This window comes from Neptuniibacter sp. CAU 1671, assembly GCF_029222905.1.
Lineage (GTDB): Bacteria > Pseudomonadota > Gammaproteobacteria > Pseudomonadales > Balneatricaceae > Neptuniibacter.
Genome location: NZ_JARHUE010000003.1, coordinates 182,678 through 202,971 on the forward strand (window position 1 = coordinate 182,678; position 20,294 = coordinate 202,971).

Annotated in this window: 17 protein-coding genes; all 17 read left to right on the top strand. The window is 52.8% G+C overall.

Features of this window, described 5'->3' with window-relative positions; genetic code table 11:
• Positions 1-9: 9 nt before the first annotated feature.
• Positions 10-771, top strand: a complete 762-nt coding sequence (gene uppS / locus P2G53_RS06860) for a polyprenyl diphosphate synthase (RefSeq protein ID WP_275815585.1) — start codon at positions 10-12, stop codon at positions 769-771.
• A complete protein-coding gene (locus tag P2G53_RS06865; RefSeq protein WP_275815586.1) occupies positions 764-1,573 on the top strand; it encodes a phosphatidate cytidylyltransferase in 810 nt (269 codons plus the stop codon). The genes uppS and P2G53_RS06865 overlap by 8 nt, the downstream gene beginning before the upstream one ends.
• An 8-nt stretch (positions 1,574-1,581) precedes the next feature.
• Positions 1,582-2,934: a sigma E protease regulator RseP gene (gene rseP / locus P2G53_RS06870; RefSeq protein WP_275815587.1), complete on the top strand. Its 1,353-nt coding sequence runs from the start codon at positions 1,582-1,584 to the stop codon at positions 2,932-2,934.
• A gap of 51 nt (positions 2,935-2,985) precedes the next feature.
• The gene (gene bamA, locus P2G53_RS06875) at positions 2,986-5,295 is read left to right on the top strand and encodes an outer membrane protein assembly factor BamA (RefSeq protein WP_275815589.1); all 2,310 of its coding nucleotides are present in this window, start codon (positions 2,986-2,988) and stop codon (positions 5,293-5,295) included.
• Between the two features lie 9 nt (positions 5,296-5,304).
• Positions 5,305-5,805: an OmpH family outer membrane protein gene (locus P2G53_RS06880; protein WP_275815591.1), complete on the top strand. Its 501-nt coding sequence runs from the start codon at positions 5,305-5,307 to the stop codon at positions 5,803-5,805.
• Positions 5,806-5,814: 9 nt separating this feature from the next.
• Positions 5,815-6,855, top strand: coding sequence for a UDP-3-O-(3-hydroxymyristoyl)glucosamine N-acyltransferase (gene lpxD, locus P2G53_RS06885; protein ID WP_275815593.1), 1,041 nt, complete (start codon positions 5,815-5,817; stop codon positions 6,853-6,855).
• Positions 6,856-6,858: 3 nt separating this feature from the next.
• A complete protein-coding gene (fabZ, locus tag P2G53_RS06890; RefSeq protein ID WP_275815595.1) occupies positions 6,859-7,296 on the top strand; it encodes a 3-hydroxyacyl-ACP dehydratase FabZ in 438 nt (145 codons plus the stop codon).
• A gap of 2 nt (positions 7,297-7,298) precedes the next feature.
• The gene (gene lpxA, locus P2G53_RS06895; RefSeq protein WP_275815597.1) at positions 7,299-8,069 is read left to right on the top strand and encodes an acyl-ACP--UDP-N-acetylglucosamine O-acyltransferase; all 771 of its coding nucleotides are present in this window, start codon (positions 7,299-7,301) and stop codon (positions 8,067-8,069) included.
• 9 nt (positions 8,070-8,078) lie between these two features.
• Positions 8,079-9,245, top strand: a complete 1,167-nt coding sequence (lpxB, locus tag P2G53_RS06900) for a lipid-A-disaccharide synthase (RefSeq protein WP_275815599.1) — start codon at positions 8,079-8,081, stop codon at positions 9,243-9,245.
• Positions 9,235-9,831, top strand: a complete 597-nt coding sequence (rnhB, locus tag P2G53_RS06905) for a ribonuclease HII (protein WP_275815601.1) — start codon at positions 9,235-9,237, stop codon at positions 9,829-9,831. The genes lpxB and rnhB overlap by 11 nt, the downstream gene beginning before the upstream one ends.
• A gap of 14 nt (positions 9,832-9,845) precedes the next feature.
• Positions 9,846-13,343: a DNA polymerase III subunit alpha gene (dnaE, locus tag P2G53_RS06910; RefSeq protein ID WP_275815603.1), complete on the top strand. Its 3,498-nt coding sequence runs from the start codon at positions 9,846-9,848 to the stop codon at positions 13,341-13,343.
• An 81-nt stretch (positions 13,344-13,424) separates the two neighbouring features.
• Entirely contained in the window at positions 13,425-14,387 is a 963-nt protein-coding gene (gene accA, locus P2G53_RS06915; RefSeq protein WP_275815605.1) for an acetyl-CoA carboxylase carboxyl transferase subunit alpha, read from the top strand.
• Entirely contained in the window at positions 14,377-15,711 is a 1,335-nt protein-coding gene (gene tilS / locus P2G53_RS06920; RefSeq protein WP_275815607.1) for a tRNA lysidine(34) synthetase TilS, read from the top strand. The genes accA and tilS overlap by 11 nt, the downstream gene beginning before the upstream one ends.
• A 70-nt stretch (positions 15,712-15,781) precedes the next feature.
• Entirely contained in the window at positions 15,782-17,416 is a 1,635-nt protein-coding gene (locus P2G53_RS06925) for a CTP synthase (protein WP_275815609.1), read from the top strand.
• Positions 17,417-17,474: 58 nt separating this feature from the next.
• Complete coding sequence (gene eno, locus P2G53_RS06930; protein WP_275815611.1) at positions 17,475-18,770, top strand: phosphopyruvate hydratase; 1,296 nt, start codon at positions 17,475-17,477, stop codon at positions 18,768-18,770.
• A 175-nt stretch (positions 18,771-18,945) separates the two neighbouring features.
• The gene (gene ftsB, locus P2G53_RS06935; RefSeq protein WP_275815613.1) at positions 18,946-19,242 is read left to right on the top strand and encodes a cell division protein FtsB; all 297 of its coding nucleotides are present in this window, start codon (positions 18,946-18,948) and stop codon (positions 19,240-19,242) included.
• Positions 19,239-20,294 carry a tRNA pseudouridine(13) synthase TruD gene (locus tag P2G53_RS06940; RefSeq protein WP_275815615.1) on the top strand — a complete coding sequence of 352 codons (1,056 nt, stop codon included), beginning with the start codon at positions 19,239-19,241 and terminating at the stop codon, positions 20,292-20,294. Before ftsB ends, P2G53_RS06940 begins: the two co-directional genes overlap by 4 nt.

Sequence of the window (20,294 nt, forward strand, 5' to 3'; positions counted from 1 at the left end):
TTACGCTGCATGGCCCCGGAAGAAAAGTCAGGTGCACCACGCAATCCGCCGCCTCGGCATATTGCCATTATCATGGATGGCAATAATCGCTGGGCCAAGCAGCGACTGCTGCCCAGCCTTGCTGGGCATAAAGCGGGCGTCGACAGTGTTCGCTCAGTGATAGAAGGTTGTGCAGAGCTGGGTGTTGAAGCGCTAACGCTGTTTGCCTTCAGTTCGGAAAACTGGAAACGCCCCCCTCTCGAAGTTAAAGGTCTGATGGAGCTTTTTAAGCTCGCTCTGGACCGTGAATCCAAACGTCTGCAAAAGAATGGCATCCGCCTGCGCGTGATCGGAGATATTTCCGGTTTCAGTGCGTCTTTGCAGAAAAAAATCCGTGCTGCCGAGGCGCTGACGGCTGAAGGTACCCGGTTGCAGCTCAATATAGCCGCCAACTATGGTGGTCGCTGGGATATCACAACCGCAGCACGTGCATTGGCGGAATCCTGTGTCAGAGGCGAGATGAGCCCTGAGCAGATCACGGAATCAGCTCTCTCTTCGCAGCTTTCCCTGGCTGAACTGCCCGATCCTGACCTGTGTATTCGTACGGGCGGCGAGCAGCGCATCAGTAATTTTCTGATCTGGCAGTTTGCCTACACTGAACTCTATTTCGCTGACTGTTTCTGGCCGGATTTTGGCAAGGACGAGTTGCAGAAAGCCATCGATAGTTACTGCACCCGCCAGCGCCGGTTTGGCAAAACAACAGAACAGATAGAAGCGGAACGGCATGTTTAAAGCACGGTTACTCACATCAATCATCCTGGCTCCGCTGGCGTTGTATGCGGTTTTTGAATTGCCGGTGTTGCCTTTTGCGCTGCTGCTGGATCTGGTGTTGCTCCTGGCTGCCTGGGAGTGGGCTAATCTGTCCGGTTATCAGCCAACAACTGAACGCCTGGTCTATGTAGTTGTAACCGCGCTGGGCCTGGCTGGTGCGCATTGGCTGCAATCTGTGCTGAGTATGCCCTTGCCGCTGGGGGTTGTGTTGCTGTTCTGGTTGGTGGCGTTAATCTGGGTGGTTCGTTTTCCGGCAACCTGTGGCTGGTCCCGGAGATGGCAGCGGGCGTTGGTGGGCTGGCTGGTGCTATTGCCATGTTGGTTTGCGTTAGTGGAATTAAAGAGTCTGCCACAGGCAGAACTCTGGCTGCTCTGTCTTCTGCTCCTGGTCTGGGGGGCTGATGTGGGGGCCTACGTTGCGGGTAAAGGATTCGGGCGGAACAAACTGGCCCCTAAAGTGAGTCCGGGTAAAACCCGCGAAGGATTGTGGGGTGGGCTTGTGACCTGCGCCGCCGTGGGTTTGGGATTTTCAGTCTGGTTGGAACTGTCTGCATTGTCTTGCGTCTTACTGATGCTTTTGGCGATCTGTACCGGTTTTATGTCGGTGTTGGGGGATCTGTTCGAGAGCATGTTGAAAAGGGAACGTGGCATAAAGGACAGTAGTCGGATCTTGCCCGGCCATGGCGGTATTCTCGATCGCATCGACAGTCTGACCGCCGCAGCGCCCTTTTTCGTTTTCTGGCTCTATTTTTTGCCTGTCTGAGAGACTGAATGACACTGCTGCACACAATATTCGCAACATTGGTGACCCTGGGTATTCTGGTCACTGTTCATGAATGGGGTCATTTTTTCGTAGCGCGCCGTTGTGGTGTCAAAGTGCTGCGTTTTTCCATCGGATTTGGCAAACCTCTGCTGAGCTGGCGTGATAAACACAACACCGAGTTTGTGGTTGCGGCCATTCCGCTGGGTGGCTACGTCAAGATGCTGGATGAGCGTGAAGGTGATGTGCCGGCACATGAGCGGGCACAGGCATTCAATCAAAAAACGGTCTGGCAGCGTATTGCGATTGTCGCTGCAGGCCCGGCAGTTAATCTTATTTTTGCGGTGCTGGCTTACTGGCTGATGTTTGTGGTGGGTGTTTCAACCGTTGCGCCACAGATTGGTTCTGTGGTTTCAGGCAGTCTGGCTGAGCAGGCGGGGGTGAGCGCTGATCAGGAAGTGATTGCGGTCGACGGTTATCCAACCCGGAGCTGGGAGGAGGTGAATCTCAGACTGGCGTCACGGGTCGGTGAATCAGGACCACTGGTACTGCGACTGCAACCGTCTGACAGTACGTTGCCGGAAGAAAAAACCGTACAGCTGGAAAACTGGTCGGTTGATCTGGAAAACGAATCACCGGTCAGGGCGTTGGGTCTGGAACCATGGCAGCCAGAAATCCCAGCCGTTATTGGTACATTGATGCCAGGTGAGCGGGCTGAGCAATCTGGATTAAAGGTCGGTGATCATGTTTTGGCTGTGGACGGAGCGCCAGTGCTGGATTGGTATGATCTGGTGGGACATGTACAGTCGAGTCCCGGATTGCCCGTCCAGGTATTGATTGCGCGCGGCGATGAACGTGTCACGCTTGAGCTGACACCAGCCATCAAAGAGGTTGAGGGCCAGCGCTTTGGTTACATTGGCGCGGGTGTTCAACCCGTCGGCTGGCCTGAGGAACAACGGCGTATCTTGCAGGAGAATCCGCTGAGTGCTGTTGGTCATGCCGTCGCCAAGACCTGGCAGATGATGACGCTGACGCTGGATGCCATCTGGAAGATGATTGAAGGGGCAATCTCAGTAAAAAACTTGAGTGGTCCTATAACGATTGCTAAAGTGGCGGGGGCCTCAGCAGCCTCGGGTTTTGAATCCTTTATCAGTTTTCTGGCTTACCTCAGTGTAAGTTTAGGTATTTTGAACCTGCTTCCCATACCGGTACTGGACGGCGGGCACCTGCTTTATTACCTGGTAGAGCTGGTCACAGGCCGCCCGGTCAGTGAGCGCGTCCAGATGCTGGGGTTGCGTTTGGGGATGGCGATAGTCATCTCGCTGATGGGTATAGCTCTATTAAATGATTTTATGCGGCTGTGAGCATCCTGCCACAGCACGAGTGTTTTTTATTCGGGACGTAAGAACAACTTCATGAAACGCGGAATCGGACTTCTCATTTCTCTTCTGTTGTGGGCATCCCTGGCTCAAGCAAACACAGCTTTCACTATTCAGGACATTCGTCTGGAAGGCCTGCAGCGAGTCAGCCCCGGTGTCGTATTCCGCAACTTTCCGCTCAGTACCGGCGATCAGGCGACCTCGCGCAGTCTCTCAGAAGCGACCCGAAAGCTCTTTGCCTCCGGCTATTTTGATGATGTTGATCTGTTGCGTGACGGCGATGTGCTGATTCTTAAACTGGTTGAGCGTCCTTCGATCAGTAAGATCAATCTGGAAGGCAATAGCGTCCTTAAAGATGAAGATCTGTTGAACGGTCTTAAACAGACGGGTTTGCAGGAAGGTGATGTTCTCAAACGTGCCACAATTGAGCAGATTCGTCAGGATCTGATCGAAGTCTATGCCGGTCAGGGCCGATACGGTGCTTCTGTGGATACCACAGTAGAACCGCTGGCAGAAAACCGTGTGGCTCTGAATATTAAAATCAATGAAGGTCAGATTGCGTCTATTCAGCACATCAATATCGTCGGTAATACAGTCTATACCGATGAAGAACTGAAGGATCTGTTCTCACTCAAACTGCCCCATTTCTGGACCTTCTATAAAAAAGATGACCGTTATGCGCGGCAGAAGTTGTCTGGCGATCTGGAACGACTGCGTTCGTATTACCAGGACAGTGGCTACATCAACTTCTCAGTTGATTCGACTCAGGTTTCAATTACCCCGGATAAAAAACATATCTACATCACGGTGAACGTGACCGAGGGTGAGAAGTTCACTGTGCGTGACGTCAATATCGTCGGTGAACTGGTGGTGCCTGAGGATGAATTGAACGACAAGCTGAGCATTGCCGCAGGTGATATCTTCTCCCGCCGTCAGGTGACCGTTTCACAGGAAGCTTTGCAACGACGCATTGGTGATGCCGGCTATATGTTTGCCAATGTATCGCCCCTGCCTGAGTTGCATGATGACAATACGGTCAGCCTGAAATTCTTTGTCAGTCCGGGTAAACGTACTTACGTTCGCCGTATTAACATCAAAGGCAATACCCGCACAGCAGATGAAGTGGTGCGCCAGCATCTAACCCAGATGGAGGCGGCAGTTGCTTCCAATGCTTCGATCGAGTTGTCGAAACAGCGTCTGGAAAAAACCGGTTATTTTAAAACGGTGAATGTAGATACCCGTCCGGTGCCGGGTACGGATGATCAGGTCGACCTCGAGTACACCGTTGAGGAGCAGCAGTCCGGTTCCTTCTCCGCCAGTGTCGGTTTTTCACAGAGCAGCGGCATTATTCTGGGCCTGCAACTGCAGCAGGATAACTTCCTGGGTACCGGCAAAAAAGTGGGCATTGGTGTATCCAACAGCTCTGTGCTGACCGAGTATTCATACAGCTTTACTGATCCGTATTACACCGTTGATGGGGTCAGCCGGGGCTTCAATCTCTACTACCGTACCCGTGACCTGAATGAAGATAACGTCAGTGCGTTCAGTTCGGATGAAATTGGCGGGGGTGTGGTCTTTGGTTATCCAATCAATGAATTTGAACGCCTGAGCTTTGGTCTGGACCTCAAACATCTCAAAATCAACACCAATGGCGATGAAACCCCGGATGAAATCTATGATTTCCTCGATGCTGAGGGTGATAGTTATCTCAACCTGATCGCCACCCTGGGTTGGAGCAGTAACCACCTGAACCGTGGTTTCTTCCCAACCAAAGGCTATTCTCACGGGGTCTCGCTGGAGATGTCTCTGCCGGGTAGTGATCTTGGTTATGCCAAGGCGCTTTACAACTTCAAGCTATATGCCCCTATTACCGATGACCGGCAGTGGGTTACGGGATTCAGAGCGCGTGCTGGCTATGGTACGGAGCTGGGTGGTAATGAGTTCCCGTTTTTTGAGCATTTTTATGCCGGCGGTCTGAAAACTGTGCGTGGTTATCAGCAGAATACTTTGGGTCCACGTGACTCAAAAGATGACCCCTTTGGTGGTAATGCGTTTATTTCCGGTGGTGCTGAGCTTATCTTCCCAACACCGTTTGTGGGTGATAAGTCATCCTGGCGCACCCTGTTGTTTGTCGATGCAGGTAACGTCTTTGATACCAGCTGTTCTGATACGGCAACCGAGTGTGAAGATGGTGTGCAGCTAGATGAGTTAAGGTTCTCTACCGGTTTTGCGTTAAGTTGGCTGACCCCAATTGGCCCTCTGTCGTTTGCACTGGCGGTGCCGCTTAACGATAAAGATGGAGATGAAACGGAATTCTTCCAGTTCTCTCTGGGGCAATCCTTCTAGAGGTAAATCATGAAATTCAAATCTTTACTGGTCTGTTTATTTACGTTCTCAATCAGTGTGTCTGCGCACGCTGAGAAGGTGGCTGTGCTGGGTGTGCAGGAAGCACTGCTCGGCTCTACAGCGGCTGAAACCTTTCGGGAGACGCTGCGTAAAGAACTGGCCAGCGATGAAAAACAGGTACTTGAGCTGGAAAAACAAGCCAAGGCTATTCAGGAAAAACTGAAGAAGAATAAAGGACTGGCGTCTGAGGAAGAGATGCAGCAGATGAAGCTGCAGTTTCAGAAAGTCTTCACTCAGTATCAGCAGGCAGGTCAGGCGCTGCAGCAGAAACGGATGGAAAAAGAACAGGCATTCGTGACCGATATGCGTCCCGTGCTGGATAAGGTGATCCGTGGCCTGATCGAAGAGGAAAAATATGACATCGTTGTGGCTAAGGAAGCCTCCGTTTTTGCTCGCAAGGGATTGGATATCACGCCAAAAGTGATCGAGCTGTTGAACAGCTCTAAGTAAGCGCACTGAATGGAAAAACGCGGACAGTATACCCTTGCAGAGCTGGCAGCCCTGCTTCAGGCTGATCTAAAAGGTGATGCAGCGTATACCGTGTCGGGCCTGGCCTCGCTTGAACAGGCGGGCCCAAATCATCTCGCTTTTCTGGCAAACTCCCGCTATGCAAAACAACTGGCAACGACCCAGGCCGGTGTCGTGATCGTGGCGCCTGAAGAGGCGGCTCTGGTGCAGGGCAATGCGCTGGTGATTGCTAATCCCTATCTCGCGTATGCCCGGGTCAGTCAGTTGTTTGATGCTGTTTCTTCAGTTGCCCCGGGTGTTCATCCCTCTGCAGTGGTAACAGAGGGGGCGGTGATTCACCCTTCAGCGGCAATTGCTGCTGGTGTGGTTGTGGGTGCGGGCTGTGAGATCGGTGAAAGTGTCATTCTGGAAGCCAATGTGGTTCTGGGCGAGGGTTGTAAGATCGGTGCTCGCACCCGTCTGCAGGCCAACGTCACTTGCTACCATGATGTCTGGATCGGTGATGACTGTCTGATCCACAGTGGAGCGGTTCTTGGCGCGGATGGATTTGGTTTTGCGCCTTCGGCTGATGGCTGGGTTAAGATCGCCCAATTGGGCGGTGTGCGCATTGGTCATCGGGTTGAAATCGGTGCCTGTACCACCATCGACCGTGGTGCATTAGAGCATACGGAAATCGGTGATGGCGTTATTCTGGATAACCAGATACAGATTGCTCATAACGTCAAGATTGGTAAAAATAGCGCGATTGCCGGTTGTACCGCAGTAGCGGGAAGCACTAAAATTGGCGACCGCTGCACCATTGCCGGTGCCTGTGGCATTACAGGTCATCTTGAACTGGCAGATGGTGTGCATATCACCGCGATGTCGCTTGTCACGAAATCCATCACTACACCGGGTGCCTACTCATCAGGGACCGGCCTGATGCCCAGTGGCCAGTGGAAAAAGAATGTTGTGCGCTTCAGACAGCTTGATGAGCTGGCTCGGCGGTTGAAGTCTGTTGAAGAGCAGGTTAAAGAAATTAAGGGTTCCTAATAAATGATGGATGTAAAAGAAATAAGGGAGTATCTCCCCCACCGCTACCCCTTTTTGTTGGTGGATCGAGTGCTGGAACTTGAAGCTGGTCAGTCCATTGTTGCGATTAAAAACGTCACAGTGAATGAACCCTTTTTTAACGGTCATTTTCCGGACTACCCGGTAATGCCGGGTGTGCTGATTGTTGAAGCCATGGCGCAGGCTGCGGGTATCCTGGGTTTCAAAACCATGGGTAAAAAACCTGAGGATGGCAACATCTATTACTTTGTCGGTGCTGACAACCTGCGCTTTAAACGTCCTGTTGTACCGGGTGATCAGTTGCGTCTTGAGGCAAAAGTGCTTTCAGAGCGCCGCGGAATCTGGAAATTTGAGGTATGCTCAACAGTAGACGGTGAAATGGTCAGTTCTGCCACCATCCTGTGTGCTGATAGAAAGGTCTGAAGTTGATTGATCCTCACGCCATAATTGATCCTGATGCCAAGCTTGCCGATGATGTTGAGGTTGGCCCCTGGACCTATATCGGTCCGGGCGTAGAAATTGGTGCCGGTACCGTGATCGGTTCCCATGTGGTGATCAAGGGTCCGACTACGATTGGTCGAAACAACCGGATTTTCCAGTTCTCCAGCGTCGGTGAAGAGTGTCAGGATAAAAAATATGCTGGCGAACCGACCACGCTGGTGATCGGTGATAACAATGTGATCCGGGAAGGAGTTACCATTCACCGCGGTACTGTGCAGGATATTGGTACCACCATCATCGGTAGCGATAACCTGTTTATGGCGAATGTGCATGTCGCACACGACTGTGTTGTGGGCGACCATGTGATTATGGCCAACAACACGGCGATTGCTGGTCATGTGCATGTGGGGGACTGGACAATCCTCGGCGGCTTCACCGCAGTCCATCAGTTCTGCCGTATTGGTGCGCATGTTATGTGTGGCACCTGCAGTGTCGTATTGAAAGATATCCCGTCCTACATCATGGCGAATGGTAATACGGCTCAGCCTCACGGTATCAACACTGAAGGTCTGAAGCGACGCGGGTTTACTCCGGAAGCGATTCAAACCCTGCGCCGTGCCTATAAAATTATCTATCGCCAGAATAATACGCTGGCACAAGCCCTGGATCAGTTAAACAGGATGGTGGATTCTGCTCCTGAGCTTGAATCGCTGATCCAATCTCTGGAATCGTCGACTCGCGGCATTATCCGCTAGGTGCCTGCTATGCCCCAAAGGCTTCGCATTGGAATCGTTGCTGGTGAGGCCTCCGGTGATATTCTCGGCGCAGGGCTGATGCAGGCTCTGCGCTCCCAGCTCCCCCAGATTGAATTTACCGGCATTGGTGGTGAACTGATGCTTGCTGAGGGGCTGGAATCCCGCTACCCGATGGAACGTCTTTCAGTCATGGGGCTGGTTGAGGTGCTGGGGCGTCTGCGGGAGCTGCTTAAACTGCGCAAACGTCTGATCCGTGAGCTGATCGCCGAACCGGTGGATCTGTTTATTGGTATTGATGCCCCTGATTTTACGCTCAAAATGGAGCTTGAAATTCGTCAGGCAGGCATTCCGACGGTGCATTATGTCAGCCCCTCTGTCTGGGCCTGGAAACCGAAACGCATCTATAAAATAAAACGCTGCGCGGATCTTTTGCTGGCGTTATTTCCATTTGAGCCCGCCTGCTACCAGCCCACGCAACAACGTATGACAGTGGTGGGTCACCCGCTGGCGCAGGCAATCGAACATGACACCTCTCTCTGTGGTGTTCGAGAGCTGTTTCAGCTCCTTGCAGCACAGAAGGTGGTTGCACTGTTACCCGGAAGCCGGGGCAGCGAGATTAAATATCTGGCTGAACCTTTTCTGGATACTGCCCGCTGGTTGCAGCAGCAGAATCCAGAGCTGATGTTTTTGTTGCCAGCGGCGACAGAGCGGATTTATCAGCAACTGACGACTCTGGTAAATGAGAAGTATGCTGATCTGAATCTTCGAATCATTCTCAAACAGTCACGCCAGGTGATGGCCGCGGCGGACGCGATTTTGATTGCTTCAGGTACGGCGACACTTGAGGCGACCCTGTTGGGTAAACCGATGGTGGTGGCGTATCGCATGGCGCCGCTGACCTATGCCATCTATTCGCGGATGGTCAAAGCCAAACATATCTCTCTGCCTAATTTGCTGGCTGAAGAACGCTTAGTGCCTGAGATGTTGCAGGATAATGTGCGTCCGGAACTGCTGGGTCCTTTGCTGCAAAAGGCACTGAATGACTCTGAATATCAGTTGATGCTGGCAAACCGTTTCGCAGAGATTAAAGCCCAATTGCTGCTGGATTCGAATCAGCTCGCTGCTGCGGCTGTGGTCGCGTTGCTACGGGATAAAGGGGTACTCAATGCAGACTGAAGGGTTTGATTTTGGTCAGCACCAGCTTTGTGCTGGGGTAGACGAGGTTGGTCGTGGACCGCTGGTGGGCAATGTTGTCACAGCGGCGGTGATTCTGGACCCCGCCAGACCTATCCAGGGCTTGGCTGATTCAAAGGTGCTTTCTGCTGCAAAACGCGAACGGCTCTATCAGGAAATTACTGAAAAGGCGCTGGCCTGGTCGGTTGCATCAGCCACACCGGCAGAGATTGATGAACTGAACATTCTGCATGCTACCATGCTGGCCATGCAGCGCGCGGTACTGGCTTTGAATCCAGCGCCGGAATATGTTTATGTGGACGGCAATCGGTGTCCGGAATTGCCCTGTCCGGCGGAACCTGTGGTAAAAGGTGACAGCAAGGTGCCTGCTATCAGTGCAGCATCCATTCTGGCTAAGGTGGTGCGGGATCGTGAGATGGAGCAGCTGCATGCGCTTTACCCTCACTATGGTTTTGCCAGTCATAAGGGTTACCCCACCAAGGCACATTTTGAAGCGTTGCAGCAGTATGGACCTTTGCCGGAGCACCGCCGCAGTTTTCGCCCGGTACGTGAACTGATAATCCCTTGAGCCTGAAGAGTTTTATGTCTGATCCCCGTTTTATTCATCTGCGTGTCCACACTGAATTTTCTCTGGTGGATGGACTGGTGCGGGTGAAAGAGTTGGTGGCTGCTGCCAAAAAGGCGCAGATGCCAGCCGTGGCGATGACCGATGAGACCAACCTGTTTGCGCTGATAAAGTTTTATAAGGCAGCCACGGGTGCTGGCGTTAAACCGATCTGTGGTGCAGATCTATGGCTGGAAAATCCCCATGAGCCTGCCGGTCTGCCCTATCGCCTGACGCTGCTGGTCAGAAACGCAGTCGGTTACCGCAACCTGATGGAGCTGATCTCGCTTGCTTATGCCGAAGGGCAGGGGCGGCTGGATGATCGGGCCATTCTGAAGCCTGAATGGTTGGTTGCCCAGGCAGAGGGGCTGATTGCATTGTCGGGTGCACGTCAGGGGGAAATTGGGCACAACCTGCTGGCGGGCCAGCTGGATCAGGCAGAAGAAGTATTACGTTACTGGCAGCAGGTGTTTCCTCAGTCGTTTTATCTGGAGATTCAGCGTACCGGCCGTCCCGGTGATGAGACGGTTGTGCATGGCAGTGTTGAGTTGGCTCAGCGTTGTGGTTGTCCGCTGGTGGCCACCAATGAAGTGATGTTTATCCGTGAGGAAGACTTCGAAGCCCATGAAGTGCGGGTCTGTATCAACCAGAGCCGGACCCTCGATGATCCGATGCGGCCGAAAGAGTACAGTGAACAGCAGTATTTCCGTAGCCAGGATGAGATGGTTGAGCTGTTCAGTGATATTCCTTCAGCGCTACAGAACAGTGTAGAGATCGCCAAACGCTGCAATATTGAAATTGAGCTGGGTACCTACTACCTGCCTAAATACCCGGTGCCGGAAGGCATGTTGATGGATGACTTCTTCCGTCAGGTCTCCTATGACGGGTTGGAAGAGCGTCTGGCAATACTGCTGGACAGGGACGATCCGGAGTATCAGGAAAAACGTCAACGCTATATCGACCGGCTTGAATTTGAACTGGATATCATCATCCAGATGGGTTTCCCCGGCTACTTCCTCATCGTAATGGACTTCATCAAATGGGGTAAGGAGAACGGTGTGCCGGTGGGGCCGGGACGTGGTTCCGGTGCGGGTTCGCTGGTGGCCTATGCGCAAAAGATCACTGATCTTGATCCACTTGAATATGATCTGCTGTTCGAACGCTTCCTGAACCCTGAGCGTGTTTCCATGCCTGACTTCGATATCGACTTCTGCATGGAAAACCGTGACAAGGTGATCGACTATGTTGCCCGCACCTACGGGCGTGATGCCGTGTCTCAGATTGTGACCTTTGGCACCATGGCGGCTAAGGCGGTGGTGCGTGACGTGGCGCGCGTACAGGGCAAACCCTTCGGTCTGGCCGACAAATTATCCAAACTGATCCCGTTTGAAATTGGTATCACCCTGACCAAAGCGATGGAGCAGGAAGCTCTGCTGCGTGAGTTTGTGGAATCCAGCGCAGAAGCGCAGGAGATCATGGAGATGGCCTACAAGCTGGAAGGGGTTACCCGTGGCGTAGGCAAACACGCCGGTGGCGTGGTCATCGCCCCCACCAAGTTAACCGACTTTGCCGCCACCTACTGTGATGAAGAGGGTAAGGGCCTTGTTACCCAGTTTGATAAGAATGATGTAGAAGAAGCGGGCCTGGTGAAGTTCGACTTCCTGGGTTTGCGAACGCTCACTATCATTGACTGGGCTCTCGACACGGTAAACCGTATTCGCAGCAAAGAGGGCGAACCACCTCTCGATATTGCGCTCATCGACCTCGAGGACAAGCCGACCTTTGATCTGCTGCAGTCCGCTGAAACGACCGCAGTATTCCAGCTTGAATCCAGTGGTATGAAAGATCTGGTGCGGCGTCTGTTGCCGTCACGCTTTGAGGATATCGTGGCACTGGTGGCGCTGTTCCGTCCCGGGCCGCTGCAGTCCGGCATGGTGGATGACTTTATCAACCGAAAACATGGTCGGGCAGAGATGGCCTGGCCGCATCCGGACTATCAGCTTGATTCGTTGCAGCCGGTACTGGAGCCAACCTACGGCATCATCCTGTATCAGGAACAGGTAATGCAGATTGCCCAGGTGATGGCGGGTTATACCCTGGGCGGCGCAGATATGCTGCGTCGGGCAATGGGTAAGAAAAAGCCGGAGGAGATGGCCAAACAGCGTGCGGTGTTCCTTGAGGGTTGTGAAAACAACAATATTGACCGTGATCTGGCGGGTAACATCTTTGATCTGGTAGAGAAATTTGCGGGCTACGGCTTTAACAAATCACACTCTGCCGCTTATGCATTGGTGTCCTACCAAACCGCCTGGCTGAAAGCGCATTACCCGGCACCCTTTATGGCGGCCGTCATGTCCTCCGATATGCAGAACACCGACAAGGTGGTGATCTTTATCGAAGAGTGTCGTCGCATGGGCATTCCGCCGGCACTGCCGGATGTGAACACCGGTGAATATATGTTTACCGTGAATGATGCCGGTGTGATTGTTTACGGCCTGGGTGCAGTTAAAGGTGTGGGTGAAGGGCCGATTGAGGCGATTGTAGAAGCGCGTCAGTCCGGTGGGCTGTTTAAAGACATCTTCGATTTCTGTGAACGTGTTGGTGCTAAAAAGCTGAATAAGCGGGTGCTGGAAGCCTTGGTTCGTTCCGGTGCGCTGGATTGTCTCGGCGCTGAGCGTGCAGTGTTGTGGCAGGCAATTCCCGATGCCCTGCAGGCCGCCGATCAGTCCGCTAAAAACAGCGATGCCGGTCTGATGGATCTGTTTGGTGAGGTGGAAGCGGAGGTTGCACGGGACCCTTATGCCGACTATGTCCGGGTGCGTCCATGGACTGATAAAGAACGCCTGACAGGCGAGAAAGACACGCTGGGGCTTTATCTCACCGGGCACCCCATCGATGAATATGAAGGCGAACTGCGTCACTTTGTGCCGAAGAAGATCGTCGATCTGCAGCCGATGCGTGGCCAGACCCAAAAAATGGTCGGCCTGGTGGTGGATCTGCGCCTGCGCAAAACGAAAAAGGGCGATACCCTCTGTTTTGTTACGCTGGATGACCGTACCGCCCGGATCGATGTCACACTGTTTGGTGATACTTATGATCAGTGCCGGGATCTGGTGCAAAAAGATGCCATTGTGGTGGTCGAAGGCGAGGTACAGGAAGATCATTTCTCCGGTGGTCTGAAAGTGCGTGTCAGCAGTGTGGCCAGTATTGCGCAGGCCCGAACCCGCTATGCAACCCGACTTGAGATCCGGTGTGAAGAGTCTCAGCTGACTGAGCGCCAGGTGAAACAGCTGCAGAGCCTGCTGGAACAGCATCGGGGTGAGGTGGGATTGCCGGTGCATCTTTGCTACCGTCGGGCCGATGCGAGCGCCGGGCTGATTCTTGGTGATCGGTGGCAGATAGAGGTTTGTGATACTCTGATTGTTGGCCTGATGGAGCAGTTTGGCCACACGTCTGTACAGTTACGTTACATTTGAGTCGTACTTTTGGTCTGGTTCTTATCAGACTGAAACGGTACACTTGTGCACAATTTTTTCACTTCAGAACAGATCTTTTCTATGAACCCAAATTATCTGGACTTTGAACAGCCAATTGCTGAACTGCAGGCGAAAATCGACGAATTGCGTCTGGTTGGCAATGATAATGCGCAGCTGAACATTTCCGATGAGCTGGAACGCCTGGAGGCGAAGATCGGCAGTCTGACCGAATCTATTTTTGCCAATCTGTCAGCCTGGCAGATCTCTCAGTTGTCCCGGCATCCGCAGCGTCCTTACACATTGGATTATGTTCGACTGATTTTCGACGAGTTTGAAGAGATTCATGGTGATCGTCACTTTTCTGACGATCAGGCGATTGTGGGTGGTATTGCTTATCTGGATCAAAAACCGGTGATGATTATTGGTCATCAGAAGGGCCGTGGTGTACAGGAGCGTCAGAAGCGTAACTTTGGTATGCCGCGTCCGGAAGGTTACCGTAAAGCACTGCGTATGATGGAGATGGCAGAGCGTTTCAAAATGCCAATCCTGACTTTTATTGATACGCCGGGTGCTTATCCTGGTATCGATGCAGAAGAGCGTGGTCAGTCGGAAGCGATTGCGTTTAACCTCGCCAAAATGTCTCAGTTGAAAACGCCCATCATTGCCACGGTTATCGGCGAAGGTGGCTCCGGTGGTGCGCTGGCGATTGGTGTCTGTGATGAGCTGATGATGCTGGGTTACGCTACCTATTCAGTTATCTCGCCTGAAGGCTGTGCCTCCATTCTGTGGAAAAGTGCAGAGCGGGCGGCCGATGCTGCCAAGGCGATGGGTATTACCTCTGACCGACTGCATGAACTGGGTCTGGTTGACCGTGTCATTCCTGAGCCACGGGGTGGTGCGCACCGCAGCCCTGAGCGCATGGCGGCAGACCTGAAAGCTCAGCTCAAAAGGGCGCTGGATAAACTTCAGATTTTGCCAGAGGATGAGTTGCTTGAACGTCGCTATGAACGACTCATGTCCTACGGTTTAGGTGGTGGAAACTAAACCACCCCCAAGTGAGGTGGCTGCATGCCAGCAACAGTTCGAACGTTCGCTGTTTGAGGCCACCCAATCTTTCACCCAGCCAGTTCGGCGCTGGGTTCTGGCGCACAGCGGTGGCCTGGATTCTCAGGTGTTGCTGCATCTGGCTGCCAGTCAGACTCGCTATCGTCCCCTGCACGTTTTGCATATTAATCATCAACTGCAGGCCTCCGCTCAGGACTGGGCAGGTTTTTCGGCTGCTCAGGCGGAACGGTTCGGTGTTGAGTACAGTGCGATTGAGGTGATTCCGGAATCCTCTTCTGAAAAGGCTGCCCGCGATGCCCGTTATCAGGCGTTTGAGCAGTTTTTACAACCGGGTGATTGTCTTTTACTGGCGCAACATGCAGATGATCAGGCAGAAACGGTGCTGTTCAGGCTACTACGTGGCAGTGGACCTAACGGCTTATCGGGAATGCCGGTCGCACGCGCTTTGGGTCAGGGATGTTTGCTGCGTCCCTTGCTGAATCTGACAAAGTCTCAGTTACAGGCATACGCTACGCACTTTCAACTGACCTGGGTGGATGATCCCAGTAACCTGAATGATCGTTATTCAAGAAACTTTCTGCGGCATTCCATCATGCCTGCGTTGGCACAGCGATGGCCCGGTTTGAGTCATCGGCTTTCTGAAGTCGCAACCCGCTGCCGGCAGGAACACCAGTTGTTAAATGCTTATCTGGACCGGGATCTGAAAACACTGGTCGTGGATAATCAGTTGCGCTTGCCCTTGCTTCTGACAAAGCCGGATGTGCAGCAGTCAATGTTGTTACGTCGCTGGCTTGAAGTCGCAACCGGGGCGCTGCTGAATGAGGTTCAGTTGCAAGTGATCCGGTCGGGGCTGATCAACGCCGAGTGCGATGCGCAGCCATTGTTTCAGAAACAGGGTCTCACGCTGCGTCGGTATCGGGGCTGCCTCTATCTGAACAACACTTTATCTTTGGCTGCAGTAGAAACACTGCCGTCGCTTACGTGTGGAACGCACGATCTCGGGGATGGCAGACTCACGATTACTGCTGATAGCGCAGGATTGCGCACCCTGAAAGGTGTTAAACTCAGGCGGCGTCAGGGTGGCGAACGCTGTCGTCCGGCCGGTCGCAGCAACAGTATGACACTGAAAAATCTGTTCCAGGAAGCTGGTGTACCACCCTGGTTAAGAGCCAGCTGGCCGCTGTTGTACGCGGGAGATCAGCTGGTGGCGGTGCCGGGTATCTGTGTGGCAGAAGGCTGGTATGTCGACAGTAAAGGTTTTTGTCTTAATTGGCACAGCTTCGCGTTGTCTGAACAAGGCTAATTTGCTATGCTGTAGCGCCATCTTGATCGTAAAAAATCTCCTCCGCTTTAATTGATCATACAGGTTCTGCATGACGCGTTATATCTTCGTCACAGGCGGTGTTGTGTCCTCATTGGGCAAAGGCATCGCTTCCGCCTCATTGGCTGCTATTCTTGAAGCCCGAGGCCTCAATGTCACCATGCTGAAGCTGGATCCCTATATCAATGTGGATCCAGGCACCATGAGTCCTTTCCAGCACGGTGAAGTATTCGTTACCGAAGATGGTGCCGAAACCGATCTGGACCTGGGACATTACGAGCGATTCATTCGCCGTACCATGAGTAAGCGTAATAACTTCACTGCGGGTCGTATCTATCAGCACGTGCTGCGCAAAGAGCGTCGTGGTGATTACCTCGGCGGTACTGTGCAGGTTATTCCGCATATCACCGATGAGATTAAGCGCCGTGTTATTGAGGGCGCCGGTGATGCCGATATCGCGCTGGTGGAAATTGGCGGCACCGTGGGTGACATTGAGTCACTGCCGTTTATGGAAGCGGTGCGTCAGCTCAAGGCTGAACTGGGCTCTAACCGTGCCATGTTCATGCACCTGACTTTGGTGCCCTACATTGCGACTGCCGGTGAAATCAAAACCAAACCTTCTCAGCACTCGGTAAAAGAGCTGCGCTCCATCGGTATTCAGCCGGATATTCTGGTCTGTCGTTCCGATTTTGCCCTGCCTGAATCCTCGCGTCGTAAACTCTCACTGTTTACCAACGTTGAAGAGCGCGCCGTGGTCTCTCTGCCTGATGCGGATACCATCTACAACATTCCCACCATGCTGCATGAGCAGGGTATGGATGATTTTGTGGTTGAGCGTTTTGGCCTGCAGTGCCCACCTGCTGACCTCTCTGAATGGGTGCGTGTTGCTGATGCACATCTTCACCCTGAGGGTGAAGTGACCATCGCCATGGTTGGCAAATACATGGAACTGCTGGATGCCTATAAATCGCTGATTGAAGCGATTTCACATGCCGGTATCAGCCTGAAGAAAAAGGTGCGTATTGAGTGCATCGATTCTGAGCGTGTTGAGCGTGAAGGTGTTGAGATTCTCAAGGATGCCAGTGCAATTCTGGTTCCGGGTGGTTTTGGTGAGCGCGGCGTTGAAGGAAAAATCAGTGCGGTTCAGTATGCCCGTGAGAACAAAATCCCTTATCTGGGTATCTGCCTGGGTATGCAGGTTGCGGTGATCGAGTTTGCGCGCCATGTGGCGGGTATCGAAAATGCCACCTCTTCTGAGTTTGATCCGAAAGCGGAACACCCGGTTATTGGTCTGATTACTGAATGGACTACATCCGAAGGCGATGTGGAAACCCGCGGTGAAGAGGATGATCTGGGCGGCACCATGCGTTTGGGTGCTCAGGTATGTCATCTGCAAGAGGGTTCTACTGCGGCAGCGGCGTATGGCAAAACCGAAATTGTTGAGCGTCATCGCCATCGCTTTGAGGTGAATAACAATTACGTTGCTCAGTTGGAAGCCGCCGGTCTGCGCATTGCCGGACGTTCGGTAGATGGCGAGTTGGTTGAAGTAGTGGAAGTGCCGGATCATCCGTGGTTTGTTGCCTGCCAGTTCCACCCTGAATTTACTTCTACGCCGCGTGATGGCCATGGCCTCTTCACCGGCTTTATTGCGGCTGCACTCGCGCAGCAAGCGAAAGTTACTCAGTAAACATTTATTGGGCGTGCACTTGGTGCACGTCGGAACACAATTTTCTGGAGTTTGATCCATGGCACTGATCTCTGACATCAAAGCCCGCGAGGTACTCGATTCTCGCGGTAATCCAACCGTTGAAGCCGATGTAATTCTGGACTCCGGCGTGGTGGCGACTGCGTGTGCGCCTTCCGGTGCGTCTACCGGTTCCCGCGAAGCGCTGGAACTGCGCGACGGTGACAAAGCGCGTTACCTGGGTAAAGGTGTTCTGAAAGCGGTTGCTGCGGTCAATGGTCCGATTCGTGAAGCCCTGCTGGGAATGGATGCAGCTGAACAGCGTGCACTGGACAACAAGATGCTGGCGCTGGACGGTACCGAAAACAAAGAAAAGCTGGGCGCTAACGCGATTTTGGCGGTTTCTCTGGCAGCAGCTAAAGCGGCTGCGGCGGATAAAGGCATTCCTCTTTACGCACACATTGCTGATATCAACGGCACTTCCGGTCAGTTCTCCCTGCCGGTACCGATGATGAATATTCTCAACGGTGGTGAGCATGCCGATAACAACGTTGATATTCAGGAGTTCATGGTTCAGCCAGTCAACTTCACCAAGTTTTCTGATGCCCTGCGTTGCGGCGCTGAGATCTTCCATGCACTGAAAGCAGTGCTGAAAGCCCGTGGTCTGAATACGGCGGTGGGTGATGAAGGTGGTTTTGCACCTAACCTGGCGTCTAATGAAGAAGCACTTGTGGTAATCAAAGAAGCGATCTCTAAAGCCGGTTATGAGTTGGGCAAAGACGTAACGCTGGCACTGGACTGCGCCTCCTCTGAATTCTACAAAGACGGCAAATATGACCTGTCTGGTGAAGGCAAGGTATTTGATGCCGAAGGTTTCGGTGACTACCTGGCGGAGTTGACCGAAAACTATCCGATCGTGTCCATCGAAGACGGTATGGATGAGTCTGACTGGGATGGCTGGGCGTATCTGACCCGCAAGATCGGCGACAAAGTTCAGCTGGTGGGTGATGACCTGTTCGTGACCAACACCAAGATTCTGTCACGTGGTATTGAGCAGAGCATTGGTAACTCCATTCTGATCAAATTCAACCAGATCGGCTCTCTGTCAGAAACGCTGGATGCGATCAAGATGGCGAAAGACGCAGGTTTTACTGCGGTAATCTCTCACCGTTCCGGCGAAACAGAAGACACCACCATTGCTGATCTGGCTGTCGGTACGGCTGCAGGTCAGATCAAAACCGGTTCTCTGTGCCGTTCTGACCGTGTTGCTAAGTACAACCGCCTGCTGCGTATCGAAGAGGAACTGGGTGCCGGCGCAGTTTATAACGGCCTGTCAGAAATTAAAGGCCAGGGCTGATTACAAAACCGCTTAGGTGGTTGCGTCAATTCTGGTATAAAAGGGGGCGGATAGCCCCCTTTTTTGAGTCCGCTCATCCGGGCTTGAATACTTCAGCAGAGGCTGAGGGTTGTTATCTGAGGGTTCCCTTAGGATGAGGGAAATACGAAAGTTTTTCGCCCCAAGTGGGGAGACTATGTTTCGCTGGGTTTTGCTGCTGATACTGTTGCTCTTTGCCGGACTGCAATACCGTTTGTGGCTGGGTGAAGCTAATCTGCGTGAAACCTGGCAGTTAAAAGCCCAGATTGAACAGCAGGTTCTGGACAATGCGCGTTTAATTCAGCGCAACAGTGAACTTGAAGCTGAAGTAAAGGACCTGAAACGCGGGCTGTCAGCCATTGAAGAGCGCGCACGCAGTGAGCTTGGCATGATTCGGGAAGGTGAAACCTTTATCCAGTTGGTTGAGCCTGTGCCGCAGAAGGAAAAGCGTTGAGCGAACTGAACATCAATTTTGCTTATCTGCAATCGCCGCCCGCCGGTTCGGCGGTGATACGCACGGTACCTGAAGATTTTCAGGTGCAGGAACTGCTCGGCTATACCCCGGAAGGGGAAGGTGAGCACTTTTATCTCTACATCCGCAAAACCGGTGAAAATACCGACTGGGTGGCCAGGCAGCTGGCAAACTTCTGTCAGGTTTCGCCACGTGAAATCAGTTATGCAGGTAAAAAAGATCGCCATGCGGTCACCGAACAGTGGTTCTGTGTACGTTATCCCGGTAAACGCGAACTGCACTGGCAACTGTTTAATTCTCCTACCATTGAAGTACTGCAGGTCGCGCGGCATCCCCGTAAATTAAGACTTGGAAACCTGCTGGGTAACCGGTTTCGTCTGCGTCTGAGGCAGGTCACTGATATGCCCGAGTTGATGCGACGCGTTGAGCAGATAAAACAGTCGGGTGTGCCGAATTATTTCGGGCCGCAGCGGTTTGGTCATGCGTACGGTAATCTTGACCGGGGATTGGCGCTGTTGCGCGGTGAATACAAAGAGCGCCAGCGACAAAAAAAAGGCTTATATATCTCTGCTGTGCGGTCATGGTTATTCAATCATTTGGTTTCTCAACGTATCCTAGAGGGTTTATGGGATCGGCTTTTGCCGGGTGATGCATTGATGCTGTCAGGCAGTCAGAGTTGCTTCGTCTGCGAACAACCTGATGCGGCCACAGCTGAACGTTTAAACACGGGTGATGTTTCCCTTACCGCGCCCCTCTGGGGGATCGGTCAGCCACTGTGTATTGGTGAAGCACGAGACTGGGAACAGGGGCATGCAGCGGTTTTTAGCGAAGTCTGTGATTTGCTGGAACAGATTGGCCTGAAGCAGGAGCGCCGTGCCATGCGACTGATGCCGGAAGCCCTGGAGCTGACGCCGGTGTCAGATACCGAGTGCTGGTTGAGTTTCTGTCTGCCTTCCGGCGCTTTTGCGACCAGTGTATTGCGGGAGTTGAGTCAGGTAACGGAACTCGTTCAGGGACAGCAGGATAACGAATAA

Bases quoted from the DNA above. Each gene is read 5' to 3' on its own strand.
- uppS (WP_275815585.1), top strand. From the start codon at position 10: ATGGCCCCGGAAGAAAAGTCAGGTGCACCACGCAATCCGCCGCCTCGG.
- P2G53_RS06865 (WP_275815586.1), top strand. From the start codon at position 764: ATGTTTAAAGCACGGTTACTCACATCAATCATCCTGGCTCCGCTGGCG.
- rseP (WP_275815587.1), top strand. From the start codon at position 1,582: ATGACACTGCTGCACACAATATTCGCAACATTGGTGACCCTGGGTATT.
- bamA (WP_275815589.1), top strand. From the start codon at position 2,986: ATGAAACGCGGAATCGGACTTCTCATTTCTCTTCTGTTGTGGGCATCC.
- P2G53_RS06880 (WP_275815591.1), top strand. From the start codon at position 5,305: ATGAAATTCAAATCTTTACTGGTCTGTTTATTTACGTTCTCAATCAGT.
- lpxD (WP_275815593.1), top strand. From the start codon at position 5,815: ATGGAAAAACGCGGACAGTATACCCTTGCAGAGCTGGCAGCCCTGCTT.
- fabZ (WP_275815595.1), top strand. From the start codon at position 6,859: ATGATGGATGTAAAAGAAATAAGGGAGTATCTCCCCCACCGCTACCCC.
- lpxB (WP_275815599.1), top strand. From the start codon at position 8,079: ATGCCCCAAAGGCTTCGCATTGGAATCGTTGCTGGTGAGGCCTCCGGT.
- rnhB (WP_275815601.1), top strand. From the start codon at position 9,235: ATGCAGACTGAAGGGTTTGATTTTGGTCAGCACCAGCTTTGTGCTGGG.
- dnaE (WP_275815603.1), top strand. From the start codon at position 9,846: ATGTCTGATCCCCGTTTTATTCATCTGCGTGTCCACACTGAATTTTCT.
- accA (WP_275815605.1), top strand. From the start codon at position 13,425: ATGAACCCAAATTATCTGGACTTTGAACAGCCAATTGCTGAACTGCAG.
- P2G53_RS06925 (WP_275815609.1), top strand. From the start codon at position 15,782: ATGACGCGTTATATCTTCGTCACAGGCGGTGTTGTGTCCTCATTGGGC.
- eno (WP_275815611.1), top strand. From the start codon at position 17,475: ATGGCACTGATCTCTGACATCAAAGCCCGCGAGGTACTCGATTCTCGC.
- ftsB (WP_275815613.1), top strand. From the start codon at position 18,946: ATGTTTCGCTGGGTTTTGCTGCTGATACTGTTGCTCTTTGCCGGACTG.